The following is a 21,460-nucleotide window of genomic DNA, read 5'->3' on the forward strand; positions in this document are numbered from 1 at the left end:
TACGTGTGATTTGAATCCTCTCCTTCCAGACTTTTCATGGATATCCAGCTTAAAATATTGTAAACGATCTCGCGGAGAGGGTCAAAATGGATGGAGAACAAGAGAATAGAAGAGCCTAACAAAAATAATAGAATTTCGATGATATTTAGTATTCATACATAATGTTTTCAGGATGTTCGTCCGATAAAAAGAAAGGTGAAGATGATAATGGGGGATAGTTCATATGAAGAAAAGGTTTCAACAATGGTTTGCGCCAACCGTAAAAAAACGTCTGGTCGCGGCGCTGCTTCTATTTTTGATGGTGCCAAGCATCACCGTTGGTTGGTTATCTTACGATAAAGCCGCAGAACGGGTCAGGGAGGAGCTCCTGCATTCTGCACAGGCCAAAACAGAGATGCTCAGTTTACAGATTGATCAGATGCTCAACATGGAGAAGGATAACGCTGCACAGCTCGCTGCGGGTTTTACTTCTGAGGATGTTATTAATAAATCGCCTGCACTACAAAAACAAATGGACTACATGTCTGAAAATCATAAAGAACTGGGCGTTCTGACGATCGGTGCAGAGGATGGAAGCTGGATGAAGTCTCCTGATCCTGGACAACAGATCTATGATCCGCGGGAACGCAGCTGGTATACGATGGGCATGGCAGCAAGTGAACCTATTATTTCGGATACATTCCAGTCCGCAACAACAGGAGAGTGGGTCGTGACAGCTGCTGCCAAGCTGGCTGATGGCAAAGGTGTATTTGGAGCCAATGTAAGTCTTAACCACTTGAAAGAAAACGTGGACCAGATTCATATCGGTGAAAAAGGAAAGCTGTACATGTTGGACAATGGCGGAAAGTTCCTGTTCCATTACAACATCGAATCGGGTGTGCAGTCCGATCAAGACTACATTAATGAAATGTACACGAGCGACAAAGGAACCGTAACGTATACGTATGAAGGACAAGAAGTGGAAGCTGTATACTTTACGAACCCGGCAACCGGGTGGAAAATCGTTGGTGAGATGCTGCCTTCCGAAGCGGATGAAGCAGTTAGACCGATTATGATTCGAACCTTTACGCTTGTGGGAAGTTCGCTCGTCATCGGTATCATCCTGCTCATCTTCATCATCCGAGGCATAGTTCGCCCATTGCAGCAGCTCACCCAGGCCGCGTCCAAGGTCAGCGCCGGGGATCTTACGGTTCGTGTTGGGCTGAAGCGGCGGGATGAATTTGGACAGCTTGGAGACAGTTTCGATTCCATGACTTCTTCGCTGCGCAATGTTCTTGGAGAGGTGCACGATACGTCGAGCCAGCTCGCGGCATCCTCCGAGGAATTGATGGCCAGTTCGGAACAGACGTCCAAAGCCACAGAACAGGTCGCCGAGCTGATGCAGAATGCAGCAGAAGGAACGACCAAACAAAATGACAGTCTTGCGGCAACGGGTCAGCTTGTCGGAGAGATGTCCATTGGGGTCAAAGAAATCTCTTCCAGCGCTGAAGAGACAGCCCGCATTGCAGGGGAAGCTTCGAACAAGTCCGAAGCCGGAATGGTAACCGTGGAAGAGGCGGTCGCTCATATTCAGCAGGTCAACGAAGAGAGTGAAGCCATGGCAGCGGTCATTGAGGATCTCCGGGCAAAAAATGAAGAGATTATTCAGATCGTTACCGAAATTACCTCCATTGCAAAACAGACCAATATTCTCGCGTTGAATGCGAGCATTGAGGCTGCCAGAGCTGGAGAGCAAGGACGCGGATTTGCTGTTGTAGCCAATGAGGTTAAAGCTTTGGCTCACAATTCTGGAAGTTCAGCTGAGCGAATTAATGAGTTAATGCGTGAAATGCAGGAGAAAACGTACGCAGTGCAGTCCACCTTTGCACGTACAGGTGAAGGTATGGTGAAAGGTTCGGAGCTGATTACCGAAGCGGGCGATGCGTTCCGTACCATTCGAGATGCGGTGCAGCTCGTTGCTGCTCAAGCTGGAGAAGTGTCTGCCGCATCCCGTCAGATTGATGGAGGAATGAATCACGTAACCAAAGCTGTCAATGATACCATTGTCTTGTCTGATCAGATCGCATCCGGTACGGAGGATGGCTCTGCTGCAGCGCAGGAGCAGCTGGCCACGATGGAAGAAGTAGCTGCCTCCTCTGCCGCATTGTCTCGAATGGCTGAAGATCTGCAGAGCATGATTGAACGTTTCAAGCTATAAACGATTGAATCGAATTAAGCGGTGCCTCTGTGTTAGAAAGGGGATATACCGTAGAGTGTCAGCGTCAGCATGACGATGACAACCAGACTGCAGGGGCAATTCCCTGTAGTCTTTTTTTATTGGAAAAAGTATGCCCTGGTAACTTCACTGGAGAGCTTAACGCATGAGAAGAGAGCATACAGAAGATGATGATTGACTTTAACCAAACAAAATTATATTATATCTATAAATAAACAAACTTAAAGCAAATTGTTGACTGATATCGAATGTGATTGGGATATCTGAATAAAAGCATAAAGAGGAGTTTGTCCAATGAAATCATCGGAACCATTATTGCAGACGGCTACGCTCGAAGAGATCAAGTTGGGATATCTCGCGGAAGGGCCAACCTTTACATGTATCTGCTGTGGCTATAAAACGGAAGCGGGGATTATCTATCCCGATGAAGGTGTTCTCTATGAGGCAGAGAGATATATGCGTGTTCATATCGAGAAGGCCCATGGATCTGTTTTTGAATATTTGCTGGAGCTGGATAAAAGTGTAACAGGCCTGTCCGACGTGCAGCGGGGGTTACTTGGCCAGTTTTATGAAGGGAAGAAGGATACCGAAGTGCAGAAGGCACTTGGGATCGGTAGTGCGTCCACCATTCGGAATCACCGGTTTGTGCTGAAGGAGAAAGAACGGCAGGCCAAAATCTTTTTGGCATTGATGGAACTGCTAAAAAGCAAAGATGACTATGCTCCTGCCGAGCTCGTATTGCCTGTCACAAGACATGTGCATACGATCAACTATAAACAGTTTGATATCTCGGAACAGGACCGTGAAAAAGTGCTGGCTAAGTATTTTCCAGAAGGAACGGATGGTCCGCTGCCCAGTTTTCACATGCAGCAGAAGCATAAATATATCGTTCTCACTGAAATTGCCAAACGGTTCGAGCCAAAACGCCACTATACCGAGAAACAGGTTAACGAGGTGTTAAAACAAATCTATGAGGACTACGTGGAACTGAGAAGATATCTGATCGACTACGGTTTCCTGAATCGTGAAGAGGACGGAAGTCAGTACTGGTTAAATCTCTCGGCAGAGCAAGAAGAGAAGAAGAATAATAAACAAACGGAAACGGGAAGCGGGAAAGGAGAGAATGAAGAAATGAATCGGCGCAAAGAGCTTCAGGAGCAGGCCAATGAAATCAAGACGGAGGCCGGAATATACCAGATTCGGAATGAACGCAACGGTAAAGTCTATCTGGATAGCACATTGAATCTGAAAACGATCAACGGGCAGAAATTCATGCTGCAAATGGGCAGCCATCTGAACAAGCAGCTGCAGGCGGAATGGAATGAATACGGTGATGATGCATTTACCATTGAAGTGTTGGAAGTATTGAAAAAAGAGGATAACCCCTATTTCGACACGAAGGATGCACTCGCCAAATGTTTGAATCGTTGGATGGATCAGCTTGAGCCATATGGCGAACAAGGATATCACGGGGACAAAAAAGGCACTGGTGAGTATGAGTAATTCAGCAGCACATTCGTTTTCGCCCTTACCAAGCCCATTACCTTAACAGGTAGTGGGCTTTTTACATGAGAGTTTTATTGCATCTGTTCTATATAAAAGAAATCTGTCTCTCCCTCATTAACTCAACTTGTGGTATATTTCTAGATTATTATAAAGGAAACGTATTTACATCTCTGAGGGGATGAGAAGGAGTTGCAGCAGAATTGGATAAATCAATGCCCATGGTCACAACACCAGAAGACATCTTAGAGACTCGGGATAATGCCACGTTTATGCAGGGGGTAAAGGATTGCATTCCAACTCTGCTTGGCTATCTGAGTATTGGGTTTGCAGCAGGCGTCATTGAAATGACAGCAGGACTCAGTATGGCGGAAATCGCCCTGCTGAGTCTGATCTTATATGCAGGTTCGGCGCAGTTTATTGCCGCAGGCATGCTTGCATCGAACGGATCAGCAGCAGCGATCATATTCACGATTTTCTTTGTCAATCTGCGACATCTATTACTCAGTGCAGCCGTATCGCCGTATTTCAGGCACCTGACCCCACTCAAAAACATGTGGATTGGCTCCCTGCTCACGGATGAATCATTCGGCGTGGCAATGACTCGCGCGATTGGCCGCAAAACATTAAGTGAACGGTGGATGCATGGATTGAATATTACAGCTTATCTGAATTGGTTCGCAGCCAACATGGCAGGAGCCTATTTCGGGCGCTGGATTACGAATCCGGAGCAGTTTGGACTGGATTTTGCCCTGCCGGCGATGTTTATCGGCCTAATCGTGCTCCAGTTAATCCATCGGAAAAACAGAAAGCTGCACATCAATGTAGCCATTATCGCCGTGGTGTGTGTGGTACTCGCGAGCATGGCCTCTTTGGGCAGCATGAGCATTATAGTGGCTGCAGTCATTGCAGCAACGATGGGAGTTGTCATGGAACGATGGAAGTAAGATGGGATGTATTTTGGATTATTATCGGGTCCGCCTTGTTGACCTTTATTCCCCGGGTGCTGCCCCTAATGCTGTTTAGCAAAATACAGATTCCGGTATGGCTGCTTCGCTGGCTGGAATATGTGCCTGTAGCCGTGATGGCAGCACTGATTGGCCAGGAACTCTTGATGTCTGGCAACCAGCTGGTACCGCTCACCCAAAATGCTGCACTGTGGGCGGCCCTGCCTACCTTCGTGGTAGCGATTTGGACTCGAAGCCTTCTCGGTACGGTTCTTGTGGGCATTGTAGCCATGATGATTTTGCGTTATGTGCTCGGGTAGAGGACTCAAGAGGTACAGGTAATTCCTTCAGACTAACGGTTAATAATGTTCTATAGATCCTATGTAGTAGAACTGAAGTATCCGTAAAGAATGAAGGGAGCGAAGGTGAATGGGTAATACGAGGAAAAAGGTACTGATCACAGGAGCTGCTGGCGTAATCGGTCGCAGTCTGCTGGACGGTCTGAGGGAAATGGACAAGTATGATATTGTTGCGGCTGACCTTCAGGCTGATCCTGGAGCAGGCATTGTCCCAATGGATGTTACGGACGCAGAAAGACTGCAAGAACTGATGCAAGGAGTGCATACCGTGCTCCATATTGCCTGGGCCAAGGATGAAGAGGACTTCTTGGGCAAAGTTCTGCCGATCAACGTAACAGGAGCTTACCATGTATATGAAGCAGCACGAATGAATGGTGTTCAGCGTGTCATTTTTGCAAGCTCTAACCATGCAACCGGCTTTTACCGTACAGGTGAAGAGATTGACGTGGACGACCCCTATCGCCCTGACAGCTTCTATGGCCTCAGCAAATGTTATATTGAACTGCTTGGCCGATATTATGTCGACAAGTATGACCTGTCTTCATTCAATATTCGGATCGGCAACTTCTCCGGGGATGATTATCCGCATTCCGAGCGCTCTGCCCATATCTGGATATCCCCGAGGGATATGGTGCAGCTGGCTGTGTGCTGTATTGAAGCCGATTCCGGGATGAAGTATCTTAATCTATACGGAACCTCCGCGAATAGCGACAATTATTATGATATCGGTTATTTGGCTGAAAAAATTGGATACCGCCCTGAAGACGATGCTGCCGAGCTGTGGGAAGAAGCGAAGCGCAGAGGTGCGCCGGATAAGCAGGATGAGACTAAATATCAGGGCGGAGGATATGTGGCAAAAGACCAGAGGGGCGTTTAGTTGAACTTTTGAAAACGCTATTTTCTATTAAACCGGAAAGGGATAAAATGGAGACTGTAGGATCAAGGTTTCCATTTTGCATAAGAGGAAGGAACGGTTCAAATCATGAGTACAAGTCCATCCGTAATATTGTTTCAGGGAGACTCCATTACAGACGGTGGAAGATCGCGGAACGATGATCCGAATCACTTTCTGGGACATGGCTACGCTTATCTGATCTCAAGCAGATTGGGTGCGGAGCTGGCAGAGAAGCAGCCCACCTTCTACAACAGGGGGGTCAGTGGGGATCGCGCATCCGATCTGTATGCACGCTGGAATGAAGATACCTTTAGTTTGAAGCCGGATCTGATCAGCATTCTGATCGGTGTGAATGACGCCTGGCGAATAATGAATAATGAACCGAGCGGGGTGACGGATCGTCTTGGACGGGCATATCGTCATCTGCTTGAAGAAACGCGGGAAGTGCTCCCGAATACGGGCCTCGTGTTGATGGAACCCTTCATTCTGAAAACCGGGGCTACGGTGGACAAATGGGATGCATGGCAGGAGAAAATAGGCCAATATCAACACCTTGTCCGGGAACTCGCGGATGAGTTCGATGCTGTGTTCGTTCCATTGCAGGATGTGCTCAATCAAGCGACTGAAAAGGCAGAGGCATCCTATTGGTTATGGGATGGTGTGCATCCAACGGCGGCAGGTCATGAACTGATTGCACGTCAATGGTTATCTGTCGTACAGGACAGCAAACTTAAAATCCAATAGGAAAAAAGAGCAGAGGGTCCTGTGCAAACTCTGCTCTTTTTTTACATAGACGAACATCCAAAATAAAATATATAAAAGTGACACATTTAGAAATCAATTGTTTTATTTCCAGATGAGAGGGTAATTAAGAAGCGTAGCACACTATACTCAATACCCGATAAGGAGTGAATTCAAAATGGCACAGAATAACCAAAACGGAAAAATGAGCCGTGAAGAAGCAGGACGTAAGGGTGGAGAAGCAACCTCCAAGAATCATGATCATGAGTTTTATCAAGAAATCGGCAGCAAGGGCGGAGAGGCAACCTCGAAGAACCATGACAAGGATTTCTATCAGGAGATCGGCAGCAAAGGCGGGGAAGCAACATCAAAATCCCACGACCGTGAGTTCTATCAAGAGATTGGACGTGAGGGCGGAAGCGCCCGGGGCAACAGTGACGGAAATGATGATCAGGATGGCAAAATGAGCCGCGAAGAAGCAGGGCGCAAGGGTGGACAAGCCCGGTCACGGAATCGGAAAAATTAATCATTGATATAGAAGCAAGTGAATTAAACGTAATTCTAGCAAACAAAGGCCAGATCTCACCTGTGGAAAAGGGTGGGTCTGGCCTTGTTTATTCATTTAACGTTGTTCGGATAATCTAGGCTCTAGGCAATATGTGGTTCGGTGGCTTGGCGATAGCTGAGCAGGGATTCATCAATGATGGTATGCAAGAAAACAGGATCCATGCCCGGCAGCAGTGATTCTGCATAACGCCAGGCGTTTTCTTCAATACGCAACCGGATCTCTGCCTGCTCAGGAGCCGAAAGGGGACCATCAAGAAGGTTGGACAGATATTCTAATTCCATATCCTCGGCATGACCCAGTTCATGAGCCAGAATGACATAAATATAGGCTTGCAAAGGAGCTAGCGTACCGAAGAGCATCCGGCATTGCTCCATGATCTCTTTTTTGTACAGATATACGGTGTGACTCCCCATGTGATATTTACCTCCGACGAGGCGATTGTCCGGAAAATGGGATTCAACCTGCACAAGCACTCGGCTATCCGAGCGTTGCAGCAGCTCCGTTACAGCCTGATCAAATAATTCAGTATTCAGTATGGTTCACCTGTCCTCATAATGGAATAAAATGCATATGCAATGAGTACCGACATCTCTTTTACGAGAAAACAGTCTGAAAAGTTTCAGTTATTTTCATATTATTTGTTTTTTTACATAAGATTAGCCGAATTCCCTTCATTTTTACTACTTGATAGGCTAAAATGAAATCGGTTACAAAAATAGGGAGGAATTCTTATGACAGTTCACCCTGGATTACGTTGGACGGCAGATACAATCGCTGCGGCTATGAAACATGGAATGTCCGATGGTTTGGAGCTTATCCATCACTGGAAAGACAGGCTCACGGACACGTGGAATGACCCTGTTTACGCCGGATTTTGGTCAGATTTAGAAGTATATGAACAGAAGGCACTCACGGAGAACCTGCCTGAACTATCTTTTTCCCTATTTCGTCAATTCAGGGATACGGGTGAGCGTCAAGCGTATGAGCAGGCCTATTTTGAAAAGCGCGGAAGGCTTGTTTCGCTGGGGCTGCTGATGGCTGTATCGCCGTCTTCCTCTCGTTTGCATCTGCTGGAGGATCTGATCTGGAGTGTATGTACCGAACGAACCTGGTGTCTGTCCGCCCATATACCGGAAGGGGAAGAAGCTGGCGCAAGAACACATATTGATCTATTCGCTGCAGAGACCGCACAGATGCTGGCAGAGCTAGTTGTGATACTGGATGGCATGCTGGATGAACGTGTGATCCGGATGGTCAAGGCGGAGATAGAAGACAGGATATTTACTCCATTGTACAGGGAGCAGCGGACTTACGGTTGGGAAGAGGCAAATCACAACTGGTCAGCCGTTTGCAGTGGAGGATGCGGAATTGCTGCTCTCCTTTTATTAGAGGATGAGCGTCTTAGAACCTTGGCTGTGCAGCACACCATTCGATCCATGAATGCCTTTTTGAGTGGTTACGGGCCGGATGGAGGATGTGCTGAAGGTGTGGGCTACTGGGTGTACGGGTTCGGATTCTATACCTATTACGCAGAGATGCTGAGATTGTTCAGTGCAGGTGAACTGGATATGTTGTCTGAACCCAAGACGGGAGCGATTGCTGCTTTCCCGGGAAATATTCATTTATCGGGCGGGGTGTATATCAACTATTCGGACAGTCGTGAGCGAGAGGCGATTCCGTCTGGCCTGCTTTCCCTTTTGTCCGAACGGAAGCAGATTCAAATCAACTCAGGGCTTCACATCCCGCTTCTCTCTCAGGATCCCTGCCACAGGTGGGCTCATACTCTCCGTAATGTACTCTGGACTAATCCGGCTAAGTTTGAGAGTGAGACAGAATCAGGCGAACCCGGGGCTCCGATTTACTTGGAGGACTTATCGTGGGTGATAGCACGAGGGAAGCTGACAACAGATGAATATAAAGAAGTGAAGGTTGCCTTTTCGGTAAAAGGGGGCCATAACGCAGAGCCTCATAATCATAATGATCTGGGACACTTCATCCTTCATGGTGGCGGTGAAAACATTCTCTGTGACCCAGGCTCAGGAGAGTATACTCAAGCCTACTTCGCACATGGCAGGGAGCGTATTCTGCAAATTGGCTCTCAGGGGCACAGCGTTCCTGTCATTGAAGGGACCCATCAGCAATCCGGAAGACAAGCCGAAGCCAAAATGCTACATATTAAGCACTTGCCTTCACAGGGGATAGAGGCTGAATTAGATCTGACGTCAGCTTATTCGGAGGCTCCTACACTGGCAAGATATATCCGGCGGTTACGATGGCACGGTTCAGCTGGAACTTCCGAAGCAGAACTTTACCTTGAAGACCACTACCAATGGAGTCCGCCTTCTTCCGGTATTCAGATAGGGGAGCGCCTGATTGGAGAACCGCGAGTCGCCCAGCATTTTATCAGTCGAATTGAACCTGTCTTGGCAGAAGCAGGAGTACGCTGGGAAGGAAGCAGGGCTGTGGTGTTCATGGCGTACGATGCCGGATACTGGAATGCACAGATCGAAGTGATCGAGACCGTGGATCATGATCACCTGCCACAGAAGTTTTACCGGACGGCATTAATCTTAAGGCAAACCGCAGATGAAAGCGGAGATTCTCGAGACCATTCCGTACAGGAGATAAGGTGCAGATTCAAATTCACCATGTATCCGAGGTAATTTAATTCGAAGAATCAGAATTGGAGACAATCCGGACTGGACCGATGCAATGATAACCCGTGAAGGCAGCGTGCAGAAATAGTCCATTAAAGTTGCGTATATGTATGAGCCAATAAATAAGGATACGAAAAGAGGAGGCAAAGCTCGTGAGTACATCGACATCGGTAACATGGATTGAAGAAGCTTGGCGGCAGGGCGCGGACAAAACAATTCGAAACGCACAGCGAATCAAGGATACCTTTCCACACATCTCTCCGCAGGGAACGTATGACCAGAATGATCCGGAATGGTGGACAGCCGGCTTCTGGCCAGGATTGTTATGGCTTGTGTACGGTGAGTCCCCGGAAAATGTAGATGCTGCTCTATTGTCCCGTATTGCAGATAGCTGTGAACGGCAGCTGGAGGGATGCCTCCGCAATCCGGATTCGGTGGATCACGATCTGGGTTTCATCTGGCTGCTCAGCGGCGTAGCATCCTACCGCCAGACTGGCAGCATGGACAGCCGGCGACGGGGGATGCTTGCTGCCAATCTATTTGCTGCTCGCTTCAATGTACGTGGTCAATTCATTCGTGCCTGGAACTTCAACTCGTCCACAATGGATACCCGCGGTGTAGCCATCATCGACAGCATGATGAACCTGCCGCTGCTCTACTGGGCATCGGAGCAGAACGGCGATCCCCGCTTCCGCTTGCTGGCGGAAGCACACGCGGACACGGTTGCGCGCGAGTTCGTCCGCGCAGACGGGTCCATCTGCCACGTGGTGGAGTTCGATCCACACACGGGGCAGAAGCTGCGAGAGCATGGCGGACAGGGCCATGCTCCGGGTTCCGCCTGGGCGCGGGGCACGGCCTGGGCGCTGCATGGTTTTGCGCTGTCTTACCGGTATACGGGCGAAGCCCGCTATCTGGAGACAGCGGAACGCGCGGCCGATTTCTTCCTCGCCATGCTTGGCGAAGATATCGTGCCGTTCTGGGATTTTCGCGCACCGGCGGAGCATCAGGTGGCGTGGGACTCGTCCGCCGCTGCGATTGCGGCGAGCGGTCTGCTTGAGCTGGCGAAGCTGTCGCCACGCGGAGAGGAGTATGCCGCAGCGGGCGAGCGCATTGTTCGCGGCCTGCATGAGCGCTACAGCTCAGGCGAGTCAGCTGCGGAAGAGGGGCTGATCATGCAGGGAACCGTGCATTACCCGGAAGGAAGGGGATTGAATGTGCCGATCATCTACGGCGATTATTTCTATATGGAAGCGCTGGCGAAGCTGCGCGGACGTCCGGGTCTATTTTAACCTCAACATGTCGGAGAATTAATTAATTAAAATAAAAAACCACCTGAAGCAGCCTATCTTCCACTGGACTGTTTTGGGTGGTTTTTCCTGATATGAGTTAGATATTTTAAATATTTTTCTTCGATGGTACGCGCCTGAGGATCACAAAGTCCGCTGAAGATTGATCGGGATATCGCTGCGGGATGATCTCTTGAACCTTGAAGTCGGGATAGTCAAATAAATAATGGAACAGATTGCGATCCTGAATCGTGTCCACGCCTGGGTTGCCATTTTCCTTCAACCGGGTGTAAAGTACAACCCATTCCTTCGATGAATGCAAAATATCATATAAGGTATTGCGGAAATCGGTCTCATCCGTGATGTGATACAGCACATCCAGGCACACCGTAAGGTCTGCCATCAGAAAACCCCGGTTGATCCACAGGCCAGGTGTGTACAGCATGAAGCTTTTGGAGGAGTCCGTGGCAAATTTCGAAGCGCACAGGTGCACCGAAGAGGCAGCGACATCGACACCGAGGTATTCCTTATAATTCATATATTGCAGCTGGTTTCCATCCCCACATCCAAACTCGATTACGCTGGTAATACCCTCCTGCTGGATCAATCCGTTCACAATCTCTGCTTTGAACTCAGCCAGAACCCCGTATGATCCACGTCCAGAAGTTTCTCCGGAACGGTATGTCTGCTCCCAATATCCAATGTAATCAAAGGGCTGCCGCATGTTTCTCCTCCTATCATGTACAATTCAGTTGCTTGGCGCTTGTAACATAGCAATATAGATAGGTTATGCGGAATGCTGGCGGGTATGATTCCCCGGAGAAGGATGAGACTTCGGAATTGTTTTCCAATCATTTTTCTGAAAAATCGCTGAAAGCCTAAACATCTGGAAAGAACTTGCCGACATTAAAAATAAGGAAAAAAATGATGATAATCGGGGGGAAATGATGTTAAAGCCAAGATTGACCAAGTACATGGTGATGATGCTGGTATTCGTGCTGAGTATTTCCAACGTAGGCTTGGCCGCTGCGGCAGATAAAGAACTGTCCAAAATAGTGGTTTCCAAAAATGAGATGTCTCTCGAAGTAGGGGATTCCAGTTCTGTTACGGTAACAGGTGTATATTCGGATAATACGTCAACTAACGTAACCATTAATACATCCTGGAGCAGTAGTGATACTTCGATAGCAACTGTATATAATGGCGCAATTACAGCCAAAAAGGACGGTACAGCCACGATTACGGCAGAGTACCAGAATCAGAGCCAGACTATTCAAGTAAAGGTTACCAAAAAGGTGAAAGCCCTCTCCAAAAACGTGCAGACACTGGATTTGCGCACAGGGGATACCAAAGATATTATCCTTACAGCTACGTACAGTGACAATGAAACCAACGAGAATGCATCTCAAATGGCGGAGTGGTCTACAAGTGATGAGAAAGTGGCAACCGTAGTGAATGGTAAAGTAACCGGACAAAGTGCGGGTACAGCTGTTATCACAGCAAAAGTAGGAAGCCAAAGTGTAACAGTAGATGTTAACGTTGAGGTTGTTAAACGTGTAGATGTGGACAAAAAGCAGGTTAATCTGCTGTTGAATAAAAGTGAAGATGTTAAATTAACGGCGACTTATCCAGATGGTACGACCAAAGATGTCACTGACCTGGCTGAGTGGACATCGAGTAATGAGAAAGTCGCAGATGTGTTAAAAGGTGAGATTACGGGGTATTCCGCAGGTTCCGTCACAATCACTGCTAAATATGGAACCAAATCCGTATCTGTAGATGTGGACGTAGATCTGACAAGTAAACTGAGTGTGGAGAAACAAAGTATTTTCTTCCGCTTGAGCGAGTCCAATAAAACAGCCAACGTGGTTTTAACGGCTTCCTATCCAAACAGCAGTGATGTGAATGTGACGGATCAGGCTACTTGGACTTCCAGCAATGAGAAAGTGGCAACTGTGTTTAAAGGACAGATTACAGCCGTAAGCGCAGGGTCAACAACAATCAAGGCTTCCTATAGCGGTAAAACGGTAGAGATTGCCGTTGATGTTGATACGGCTAGATACCTTGATATCAAGGATGTTGATGACAAGCTCGCAATGAGCGTTACGGGTGATAATAAGACCAAGCAATTGAAAGCAAGTGCAGAATACATTGATGCAAGCACAGAAGACGTAACTTCCAAAGCTACTTGGACATCCAGTAATGCGGACGTGGTATATGTATCGAATGGCGAGTTGATTGCTTATAAAACAGGTACTGCAACCGTTACTGTTGCTTACGGTGGCAAAACTGTTAAGTTTACAGTGAATGTAGACGTTCCGGACAAGTATGAAATGGATAAGAAAAAAGCCTCTGTAGCTGTCGGCGGTACATTCTCTGCCAAAGTACTGGCTGTTTATGGCGACACATCCAAAGATGTTTCGGAAGATGCAGAGTGGAGCAGCAGCAGTGAAAAGATTGCTGAAGTAGACAGTAATGGTCTAGTGACAGGTATTGCAACAGGTAAGGCTACCATTACAGCAAAAATTGAAGGCAAAACACTGACTCTGCCTGTTGAGGTGGGCATGGCTAGTGGTCTAGAAGCAGATGTAAACTTCGTAGTACTGTCTGCCAAGGAAACACAACAGATCGTCTTGACAGCGACCGATGAAGATGGATTGACTGAGGATGTTTCATCCGAAGCGACTTGGAAATCCAGCAATTCGCGCGTGGCGGATGTGAAGAAGGGTGTTATTACGGGAAATAGCAGTGGTAAAGCAAACATCACGGCTGAGTATGGTTCCAAAAAAGTGACGATTCAGGTTGAAGTGGACGTCATCTCCCGCATCGAAGCTTCTGAACCAGCTCTTTCCCTGAAATCAGGTGATACAGCACAGCTGACGGTTACTGCATATTTGAGCGACGGTAGCGAACGTGATGTAACCGACAAAGCCGAATGGAAAACCAACAGCTACAAAGTAGCTCAGGTAACCAAAGGTAAAGTAAAAGCAGTTGGTTCAGGTAAAGCGAAAGTTACAGCCAAATACGGCAGCAAATCCGTAACTGTGGCTATCGATGTGGATACATTGAAATATCTGCAAACCGATAAAGTTACCCTGACCATGAAACCAGGGGATAAGGTGACCGTGGTAGCAACAGCAACGTATGCAGATGGCAGTGAAGCAAATGTGTCCAAACCGGCACTCTGGAAATCCTCCCGTATTGCAACAGCGTCGGTGAAGGATGGGATCATCCAGGCTAACGGCAAAGGTAAAGCGACAATCACGGTGAGTTATGCTGGCGTGAAAACAAAAGTGACAGTCGTGGTTGAAGCGAAATAAAACTTGCCTTGAAGGTGAGATGTAAACGGGAAAACGGTGATGCCAGCTTGGATGCTGACATCACCGTTTTTTTGGGTATAAACAACTATATTTTCTACATCAACGGATTACATCGTATGAGACAGAACCAAGGCACCATAAGCAAAAGCGATAACAATTAAAATAGCTGGATGCAGCTTGGTCTTGGTCATGACCCATAAGGAGATCCCTGCAATGATCAGTGTCTGCCAGATCCCGATGGAATCGGTGGATACTTGGCCAAATTCCCACGTGAGCAGAATCATAAGCACCGCAATGACTGGCTGCACAAGCAGCGTCATTCCTTTGACTTTGGGCGATGTCCGATGCTTGTTAAGCAAACGAAGCAGCAGAATCAGCGCGGCTGCAGAAGGTACAATCGTGGCAAAACTGGCGATAAACGCTCCGAACCAGCCGGCCACCTGATAACCGACAAATGCGGCAATCTTGGTAGCGATTGGACCAGGGAGCGCATTCCCGATGGCGAGCACATCGCCGAATTGCTCTGTGGTCATCCACTGATAATGGTTCACCACTTCTTCCTGCATGAGCGGGATGGAAGCAGGACCGCCCCCGTATCCCAAAATATTGGCTACGAAAAATCCCCAAAACAATTCCCACCATGTTTGAAGCATCGTTTAGGACACCTCCTTGTCGGTGCTGCGCTTGGACTTGTAGCGCTGAACCAGATCCAGGTGGAATACGCCATAACCCAGGAAGACGGCAATAACAATGCCTGGATGAATATTCAGCAGCTGCAATAACACAAACGCAATAACACCAAACAGGGCGGCAAAGGTTTTTCCGAGTCCGGACCATGCTTTTTTGGCGAATTCATAAGCCATCATGCCCAGCATCACAAAGATCACGGGGCGCACAGCAGCTACCATGCCTGCTACGATCTTCGACTCACGCAGTGCATACATGGAGCCAAGCAGGGCGATGATGGCGATGCTCGTGGGCAAAATGTGTGCCAGCACGGACACGATGGCGCCGAGCACGCCTTTGGTTTTGTAACCGAGGTAAGCAGCCATCTTGGTTGCAATCGGACCAGGCAGGGCATTGGCTATGGCCAAAATTTCGCCGAATTCCTCATCACTAACCCATTGATAACGGGTGACTGCTTCATAACGAATCAACGGAATAACCGAAGGACCACCGCCATAACCCAATATCCCGGTTCGTACCATACCCGTAACGAGACCGGTGTAATCTTTCCAACTCATGCTGTTGTCCTCCTACAGTCTCATGCCCATTCGGCTTTTATATCGTTTCAATAACAACTGTGATTCGACCTTCACAATGCCAGGCATCTTATAGAGCTTCTCCAGCAGGAACTGCTCCATCTCTTCCATGTCCGCAAAAATGCCGTGCATGTGCAGTGTGCTTGGGCCCGTCATATGATAGAGACTGGTGACCGCCGGTTCCTCGTCCAGTCTCTCGGCCACTTCATCAAGGAAGGGCGGCTCCACATCTACATTAAAAAAGGCAGAGACCTGAAGCCCAACCTTACCCGGGTTAATAACAACCGTGAAACGTTCAATAATGCCTTTTTCGGATAAAGCATTGATGCGAGCCTGAACCGCTACACGTGACAGTCCAATCTGTGCGCCCAGATCCGTATAGGATATACGGCTGTTCTGATGCAGGGCGGCTATGATTTTCCGATCGATCGCGTCCAGGTTGTACATTTGCGGGATTTCTCCTCCTTTAGAGGAGCGTTTATCTGACATGATTGATCATCCTTTTCGTTCTCTATATGGAGTATAAAATGTAAACCTACAAGAATGCATATTGCATGCAGCAATCATATTCTAATGACGAATCGTAATTGGAGTCAACCTATTTATCCATTATATTAAATTTATCCGATTCCAGGCTTTCATTTTGTCATTGGCACCAAAATTTGAACGCAAAGAGGCCGCTCTTGGAATAAAACCGCGAGCAGCTCTCTTTCTTTAAATTGTAGATTATGCGTGTAGGACTAGCACACATTCGTTCCATTCTATATACCTCTGGGAAGGTGAAACGTAATGCTTGTACCCTCACCAGGCTCAGACGATAACGTTAACGTTCCTCCTGCTCCACGAGCACGTTCTTCCATGCTGAACAGTCCGACGCCCTGACCTGCTGTTTGTACATTGAATCCGGCACCTTGGTCCGAAATCGTTACGATGGTGCCCTCCTGGGAATCTTCCACCGTCACCTGTGCTTCGGCTACATCGGCATACTTGGCGACATTGGTAAGTGCCTCCTGGATAATCCGGTACATGGCGATCTCCCGATTCATCTCCAGCCGTCTGCGCAGGTTGCATTCCAGATCGACTTCAATACCGTAGTGGCGGGTGTAGTTCTCAATGTAAGTCCGGATGGCCGGAACGACGCCCAGATCATCCAGCACGGAAGGTCTGAGTTCCCAGGCCATGCCACGGACTTCTTCCATAATCCCCGTGACTTGCTTACGCAGCGCTTCCACGCCGGAATGAGGCTTGTCAGCCAGCAGCTGATCGATCTGAATCACGAGCGAGAAGAGACTCTGTCCGATTCCGTCATGCAGCTCACGGGATATCCGGCGGCGCTCCTCTTCCTGAATGTTCATGACCTGGGTCATCATCGTCTGCAATTCAGCTTCGACCCGTTTCAGCTTCGTCACTTCGCTGCGTACTGCCAGGTATTGATATGGTTCTCCGTCATTGTCGAGAAAAGGCACAATCGTTGTATTCACCCAGTAGTGGCTGCCATCCTTCGCACGGTTACGAATCTCTCCGTTCCATACTCGCCCTGAAGAGATGGTTTCCCACAGGGTTTTCATGAACGTTTTACCGTGGTATCCCGAATTGATAATCCGGTGGTCCTGGCCGATCAATTCTTCCCGGTCATATTGTGAAATTTCGCAGAATTTATCGTTCACATACTGTATCTTCCCTTTACGATCCGTGAGGGCAACGATGGAGGATTCATCCAATGCAAACTTCAGATCGCTTAGCTGATGCAGCGAACCTTTCAGCCTGCTGCGGAATTCATCATCGGTGATATGATTGTCCAGTTCATCCAGCAGCTGCAGTACAGGCTGCTCGGCCAGTCCGGTAAGTCTGTTCTCTCGTGCGCTACTCAAAGTTCAGCAACCCCTTTTTCATGGCAAACTTGACGAGTTCTGGTCTGGTCCGCAGGCCCAGCTTATCCATTAGATTGCTTTTGTGGGATTCGACCGTTTTGACGCTGATGACCAGGTGCTCGGCAATTTCCTTGTTGGCATAACCCTTGGCGATCCAGGACAAGATCTCTTTCTCCCGTTCGGAAAGTGTGTCATACGGCCCGGCGTTTTCCTGTTTGGATTTGTCCAGGTATTCACTCATCAGCCGTTTGGTGGCGCTGGGATACAGATACGCACTGCCCTCTGCTACAGAGCGAATGGCTGCCAGCAGTTCCTCATGCGGCGCGCTTTTGAGAATATATCCTGAAGCTCCGGCATGGATTGCACGGAACAGATACTCTTCATCATCATGCATGGTCAGAATTAAAATGGACACGTCAGGCATTAACTTTTTCAATTCTGCGGTAGCAGTCAACCCGTCCTTGCCTGGCGGCATGCTGAAATCCATCAATACCACATCCGGTTTCAATTCCTGTGCCTTGGCAATGGCCTCGTCACCATCTGCTGCATCCCCCACGATCCGAATATCATTCTTGCCGTCGAGCAGGGCGATCAGCCCGGAACGCACAACAACATGATCATCCACAACCAATAGTTGAATCACTATATATTCCCCCTGTCCGCTTCTTGGTTCTGTCTTCATGATACCAAAAAAAGCCACCCAGAGGTTTAATCTCTGAATAGCTTTTCTTCATGGCTTACGCCTGGCCTGCTTATCTGTGAATGGCTCGCTGCAGCTGCTCTGGCCGCTAGCTCTGCTTTCCTGACCGTGCCCGGTGAGAACGTACATGGCTGCCTGCTGCCAACAAGCAGCACGGCACCAGGGACGCTGCTCTCCAGAAACACAGGCACAGCGATGGCACATAGCAGCCGCTCTGCGATCATCAACGGACAACGGCCAGGTGTACTGGCTTTTGTAGTACCTTCATCCGACAGGGACGTGCGGCCTGTCCGTAGAGCAGTGCCCACAAGATCTTGTCCGGGACGCATCGCCATCCGTGTAACGCGATCATTGGTTGCACCGGAAGTGTACTTCCAGCGCAGCATGGACCCCGAGAGATAGGCCAGTCCGCAAAAATCGGTGGATGTGTTCAGGCGCAGTTTATTAATCATCTCCTGAATGCCGGAAGGGAGTTCATCGTGCATGAGAGACACTTCCTTTGTGGAATTACACCATTAGATTAGACTCGGTGACATGGATATGTTTAACCTTCGACCAAGGTGTCCTGAAATATAAGTTTATACGGTAGTTCTATTGTAGTCCCATTCGTCTGAGTTGTAATTCAGGGAATTCCCCGATTTCGGTTCTGCAAATTACTGATCTTGGTTAACGTACGGTCCACAATCCTTACACAGTAAGAACTTTACCATATGACAACATGCGTATGCCTTCATAGGATGTGACTTTTCTCACAGCAAATTCAGGGGATTTCTCAGCCAGGTTCAGGTAATCCCCCGATAACGTTCATGCCGGTTTCGCGATAAGATAGATTCATAAGGAAACACGAGGGGGACGATAGGGATGGGTACGATATTTACAGAAAGAACAACCCAAGCGACAGAACGTAAAACGGAGGGAAGCAAAATGACACGAGAGACAGGTGGAATACTTTCGTTCGTAACAGCTGAACAGTGGGCCTGGATTGAGGACAAAATGCAGCCCAAACGGGTGAAGTCGGGGTATAGTCTCTTTCTGGAAGGCGATGAAGCCGGATATCTGTACTACATTCGTTCGGGACGCGTGAAAATGACCAAATCGACGGAAGATGGCAAGGAAATCATTTTGTCGATTCAGCAAAAAGGGGACCTGATCGGGGAATTTGGTGGCATTGGCGGCCAGAATCACAGCTACAGTGCAGAGATGACGGAGAAAGGCGAACTCGCGATCATCTCGCTCAGTGATCTGGAAAGCGTGCTTAGCAAACATGGGGACCTTGCCTTGAAATTCCTGCAATGGATGGCACTTTCACAGCGGATTACCCAATCGCGTTTCCGGGATCTGCTGCTCTATGGCAAGGCTGGGGCTTTGGCTTCGACACTGATCCGTGCCAGCAACTCGTATGGCAAAATCACTCCTGAGGGGATCGTACTTGAGATGAAGCTGAACCATACGGAGCTTGCGGAGATGATTGGAGCTACTCGGGAGAGTGTTACACGGATGCTGGGGGCCTGGAAAGAACAGGGTACACTGGACACACTGGATGGCAAACTGATGATTCGCGATCTAGCCGCATTGCGCTGCATGTGTGGGTGTCCTACGTTCCCGAGCTGTCCAGCAGAGTTATGCCGCCTTTAGTCTCACCATAGTCATGGATCACAGATCAATCTTCACTGGCGATTGGGGTCGTTACGGAGATGAAAAAGCTGATATCGGTATTAACCGATATCAGCTTTTTGGAGTTGAGCATATTCCCTGGCGAGGATCGAATAGACCAACGAATCGTGGTATGCTCCCTTGTAGAACCAATGCTCCCGCATCAGGCCTTCGTACTCCATGCCGATCTTCTGCATGACTCGCTCGGATGCCTTGTTATTAGGCCGGCATTTGGCGTAGATCCGATGTACACCAAGGGTGTTGAAGCCCAAACCCAGCAGCGCATGACTTGCCTCGGCCGCATAGCCTCTACCCTGATACTGTGGATTCATCACATAACCCATCTCCGCATTGGTTCCCTCCGTGTATATGCCAACGCTGCCAACTAGTGTTCCATCTGTTTTCAGGCAGACAGCAAGGTCGAATTGGGACCTGGGCTGTTCCTGTTGCGATTGCAGAACCTGTTCGATGTAAGCCGTTGTATCTTGTTCTGTGTTGGGTCCCCAAGCTGTGTACTTGGTTACTTCAGGTGAAATGGTATACGTATGTATGCTTTCCCAGTCATCCAAGTCAATCTCTCGTAAAATCAGTCGTTCTGTCTCTGCTAACATGCCATTCACTCCCCTGGGCGATAATTAAGTTCATTTTACCTGTATCGATTGGATTATTAAAACAAAAAAATAACTCATGAAGCCGATTCAGATCTGAATCCCTCATGAGTTATTGAAAAGGTGTTATTGTGGTTGTTTGCATGGAACTGCAGGATAAGTATAAGCCAATTTGCGGACGATTTCCTTCTGCCACTTCGTATCACCCAAGGTGATGGCCAGGTTCAGAAGATCCAGATAATCGTCAAGCTGCAGTGAAGTCTTTTGCAGTGTTGTATTCATTTGATGTTCGTTCCCCTTTAGCTATATGATCGATAATTCATGTAAATTTCAATTGTGAATAAGAGACAACCTCAAGAATGATAATCATTATCACGTATACATGTATTATGCTACGAACACAGCGAAAAAGCAATGTTGAGAAACCAATTAACCATTATTTTTTTTCGAAAAAAGACTTATCCATAACAGAAACGGAATGTACACGCCCAAATAAGCCGACGGATAGAGGAACCAGCCATTCAGCAGAAAATGATGAATTTCGGTTGTAAATGTAGTCATATGTGCATTGGTGGCATATACATCTCCGGCAATGACCGTGGCAGCACTATAGAAACATATAAGAGCCAGAGCATGAAATAACTTAATGACCGTTCGGGAACGAAGAGCTAGAAAGACCATCACTATCGGGACAATGATTAGAAGCAGCAAAAATAGGAATCTCATGGTACATGTCTCCTTTATCATGCTTTTGGTAAACAGTATGGGCAGTTGGGCAACGGAGCAAACTTTTTTCAAAAATTTTACATAAACAAAGAGGAATTCATCATGTGAAGGATTAAATTAAAGTGGACAACCCATTAAAAGGTAAATCC

The 21,460-nt window shown here is 48.0% G+C and carries 22 protein-coding genes; 11 read left to right on the forward strand and 11 right to left on the reverse strand.

Annotated elements, in window-relative coordinates; all coding sequences use genetic code 11:
* The first annotated feature begins 223 nt into the window (after positions 1 to 223).
* From CHI14_RS22695 to CHI14_RS22725, 7 genes are all read left to right on the forward strand, one after another.
* The gene (locus CHI14_RS22695) at positions 224 to 2,197 is read left to right on the forward strand and encodes a methyl-accepting chemotaxis protein (RefSeq protein WP_095291554.1); all 1,974 of its coding nucleotides are present in this window, start codon (positions 224 to 226) and stop codon (positions 2,195 to 2,197) included.
* Between the two features lie 312 nt (positions 2,198 to 2,509).
* Positions 2,510 to 3,718, forward strand: coding sequence for a DUF2087 domain-containing protein (locus CHI14_RS22700; RefSeq protein ID WP_095291556.1), 1,209 nt, complete (start codon positions 2,510 to 2,512; stop codon positions 3,716 to 3,718).
* Positions 3,719 to 3,939: 221 nt separating this feature from the next.
* Positions 3,940 to 4,665, forward strand: a complete 726-nt coding sequence (locus CHI14_RS22705) for an AzlC family ABC transporter permease (RefSeq protein WP_249281214.1) — start codon at positions 3,940 to 3,942, stop codon at positions 4,663 to 4,665.
* Positions 4,656 to 4,985 (forward strand): AzlD domain-containing protein, encoded by a 330-nt coding sequence (locus CHI14_RS22710; RefSeq protein WP_095291558.1) that lies wholly within the window; start codon positions 4,656 to 4,658, stop codon positions 4,983 to 4,985. Before CHI14_RS22705 ends, CHI14_RS22710 begins: the two co-directional genes overlap by 10 nt.
* Positions 4,986 to 5,094: 109 nt before the next feature.
* Positions 5,095 to 5,901 carry an NAD-dependent epimerase/dehydratase family protein gene (locus CHI14_RS22715; RefSeq protein ID WP_095291560.1) on the forward strand — a complete coding sequence of 269 codons (807 nt, stop codon included), beginning with the start codon at positions 5,095 to 5,097 and terminating at the stop codon, positions 5,899 to 5,901.
* A gap of 105 nt (positions 5,902 to 6,006) precedes the next feature.
* Positions 6,007 to 6,663: an SGNH/GDSL hydrolase family protein gene (locus CHI14_RS22720; RefSeq protein ID WP_095291562.1), complete on the forward strand. Its 657-nt coding sequence runs from the start codon at positions 6,007 to 6,009 to the stop codon at positions 6,661 to 6,663.
* A 175-nt stretch (positions 6,664 to 6,838) separates the two neighbouring features.
* Positions 6,839 to 7,186, forward strand: coding sequence for a KGG domain-containing protein (locus CHI14_RS22725; RefSeq protein ID WP_095291564.1), 348 nt, complete (start codon positions 6,839 to 6,841; stop codon positions 7,184 to 7,186).
* Between the two features lie 122 nt (positions 7,187 to 7,308).
* On the opposite strand, the gene CHI14_RS22730 is transcribed toward CHI14_RS22725, so the two are convergent.
* Positions 7,309 to 7,695 (reverse strand): hypothetical protein, encoded by a 387-nt coding sequence (locus tag CHI14_RS22730; RefSeq protein WP_249281210.1) that lies wholly within the window; start codon positions 7,693 to 7,695, stop codon positions 7,309 to 7,311.
* A 264-nt stretch (positions 7,696 to 7,959) separates the two neighbouring features.
* Here CHI14_RS22730 and CHI14_RS22735 point away from each other — a divergent pair, with 264 nt between their 5' ends.
* Both CHI14_RS22735 and CHI14_RS22740 read left to right on the forward strand, forming a co-directional pair.
* Entirely contained in the window at positions 7,960 to 9,891 is a 1,932-nt protein-coding gene (locus CHI14_RS22735) for a heparinase II/III family protein (RefSeq protein ID WP_095291567.1), read from the forward strand.
* 146 nt (positions 9,892 to 10,037) lie between these two features.
* Positions 10,038 to 11,174 carry a glycoside hydrolase family protein gene (locus CHI14_RS22740; protein WP_095291568.1) on the forward strand — a complete coding sequence of 379 codons (1,137 nt, stop codon included), beginning with the start codon at positions 10,038 to 10,040 and terminating at the stop codon, positions 11,172 to 11,174.
* A gap of 106 nt (positions 11,175 to 11,280) precedes the next feature.
* Here the strand turns inward: CHI14_RS22740 and CHI14_RS22745 are convergent, their stop codons facing one another.
* On the reverse strand, positions 11,281 to 11,895 hold the full coding sequence (locus CHI14_RS22745; RefSeq protein ID WP_095291569.1) for a class I SAM-dependent methyltransferase: 615 nt from the start codon (positions 11,893 to 11,895) through the stop codon (positions 11,281 to 11,283).
* A gap of 223 nt (positions 11,896 to 12,118) precedes the next feature.
* On the opposite strand from CHI14_RS22745, the gene CHI14_RS22750 reads away from it, so the two are divergent.
* A complete protein-coding gene (locus CHI14_RS22750; RefSeq protein WP_095291570.1) occupies positions 12,119 to 14,491 on the forward strand; it encodes an Ig-like domain-containing protein in 2,373 nt (790 codons plus the stop codon).
* 107 nt (positions 14,492 to 14,598) lie between these two features.
* Here the strand turns inward: CHI14_RS22750 and chrA are convergent, their stop codons facing one another.
* From chrA to CHI14_RS22780, 6 genes are all read right to left on the reverse strand, one after another.
* Complete coding sequence (gene chrA, locus CHI14_RS22755; RefSeq protein ID WP_095291571.1) at positions 14,599 to 15,144, reverse strand: chromate efflux transporter ChrA; 546 nt, start codon at positions 15,142 to 15,144, stop codon at positions 14,599 to 14,601.
* Positions 15,145 to 15,147: 3 nt separating this feature from the next.
* Positions 15,148 to 15,735 (reverse strand): chromate efflux transporter ChrB, encoded by a 588-nt coding sequence (gene chrB / locus CHI14_RS22760; RefSeq protein ID WP_095291572.1) that lies wholly within the window; start codon positions 15,733 to 15,735, stop codon positions 15,148 to 15,150.
* A 12-nt stretch (positions 15,736 to 15,747) separates the two neighbouring features.
* Entirely contained in the window at positions 15,748 to 16,242 is a 495-nt protein-coding gene (chrS, locus tag CHI14_RS22765) for a chromate efflux transcriptional regulator ChrS (protein WP_095291574.1), read from the reverse strand.
* A 272-nt stretch (positions 16,243 to 16,514) separates the two neighbouring features.
* Complete coding sequence (locus CHI14_RS22770; RefSeq protein WP_095291575.1) at positions 16,515 to 17,624, reverse strand: PAS domain-containing sensor histidine kinase; 1,110 nt, start codon at positions 17,622 to 17,624, stop codon at positions 16,515 to 16,517.
* On the reverse strand, positions 17,617 to 18,267 hold the full coding sequence (locus CHI14_RS22775) for a response regulator (RefSeq protein WP_095291576.1): 651 nt from the start codon (positions 18,265 to 18,267) through the stop codon (positions 17,617 to 17,619). Before CHI14_RS22775 ends, CHI14_RS22770 begins: the two co-directional genes overlap by 8 nt.
* Before the next feature lie 65 nt (positions 18,268 to 18,332).
* Positions 18,333 to 18,809, reverse strand: a complete 477-nt coding sequence (locus tag CHI14_RS22780; protein ID WP_095291577.1) for a GAF domain-containing protein — start codon at positions 18,807 to 18,809, stop codon at positions 18,333 to 18,335.
* A gap of 376 nt (positions 18,810 to 19,185) precedes the next feature.
* Here CHI14_RS22780 and CHI14_RS22785 point away from each other — a divergent pair, with 376 nt between their 5' ends.
* Positions 19,186 to 19,959: a Crp/Fnr family transcriptional regulator gene (locus CHI14_RS22785; protein WP_249281211.1), complete on the forward strand. Its 774-nt coding sequence runs from the start codon at positions 19,186 to 19,188 to the stop codon at positions 19,957 to 19,959.
* Between the two features lie 80 nt (positions 19,960 to 20,039).
* On the opposite strand, the gene CHI14_RS22790 is transcribed toward CHI14_RS22785, so the two are convergent.
* From CHI14_RS22790 to CHI14_RS22795, 3 genes are all read right to left on the reverse strand, one after another.
* Complete coding sequence (locus tag CHI14_RS22790; protein WP_095291579.1) at positions 20,040 to 20,588, reverse strand: GNAT family N-acetyltransferase; 549 nt, start codon at positions 20,586 to 20,588, stop codon at positions 20,040 to 20,042.
* Positions 20,589 to 20,711: 123 nt separating this feature from the next.
* Positions 20,712 to 20,867, reverse strand: coding sequence for a hypothetical protein (locus CHI14_RS30200; protein ID WP_170948240.1), 156 nt, complete (start codon positions 20,865 to 20,867; stop codon positions 20,712 to 20,714).
* A 147-nt stretch (positions 20,868 to 21,014) separates the two neighbouring features.
* Positions 21,015 to 21,311, reverse strand: coding sequence for a hypothetical protein (locus tag CHI14_RS22795; protein WP_095291581.1), 297 nt, complete (start codon positions 21,309 to 21,311; stop codon positions 21,015 to 21,017).
* Positions 21,312 to 21,460: the final 149 nt, after the last annotated feature.

It is taken from the genome of Paenibacillus sp. 7516, assembly GCF_002272715.1.
Taxonomy (GTDB): Bacteria; Bacillota; Bacilli; order Paenibacillales; family Paenibacillaceae; genus Paenibacillus; species Paenibacillus illinoisensis_A.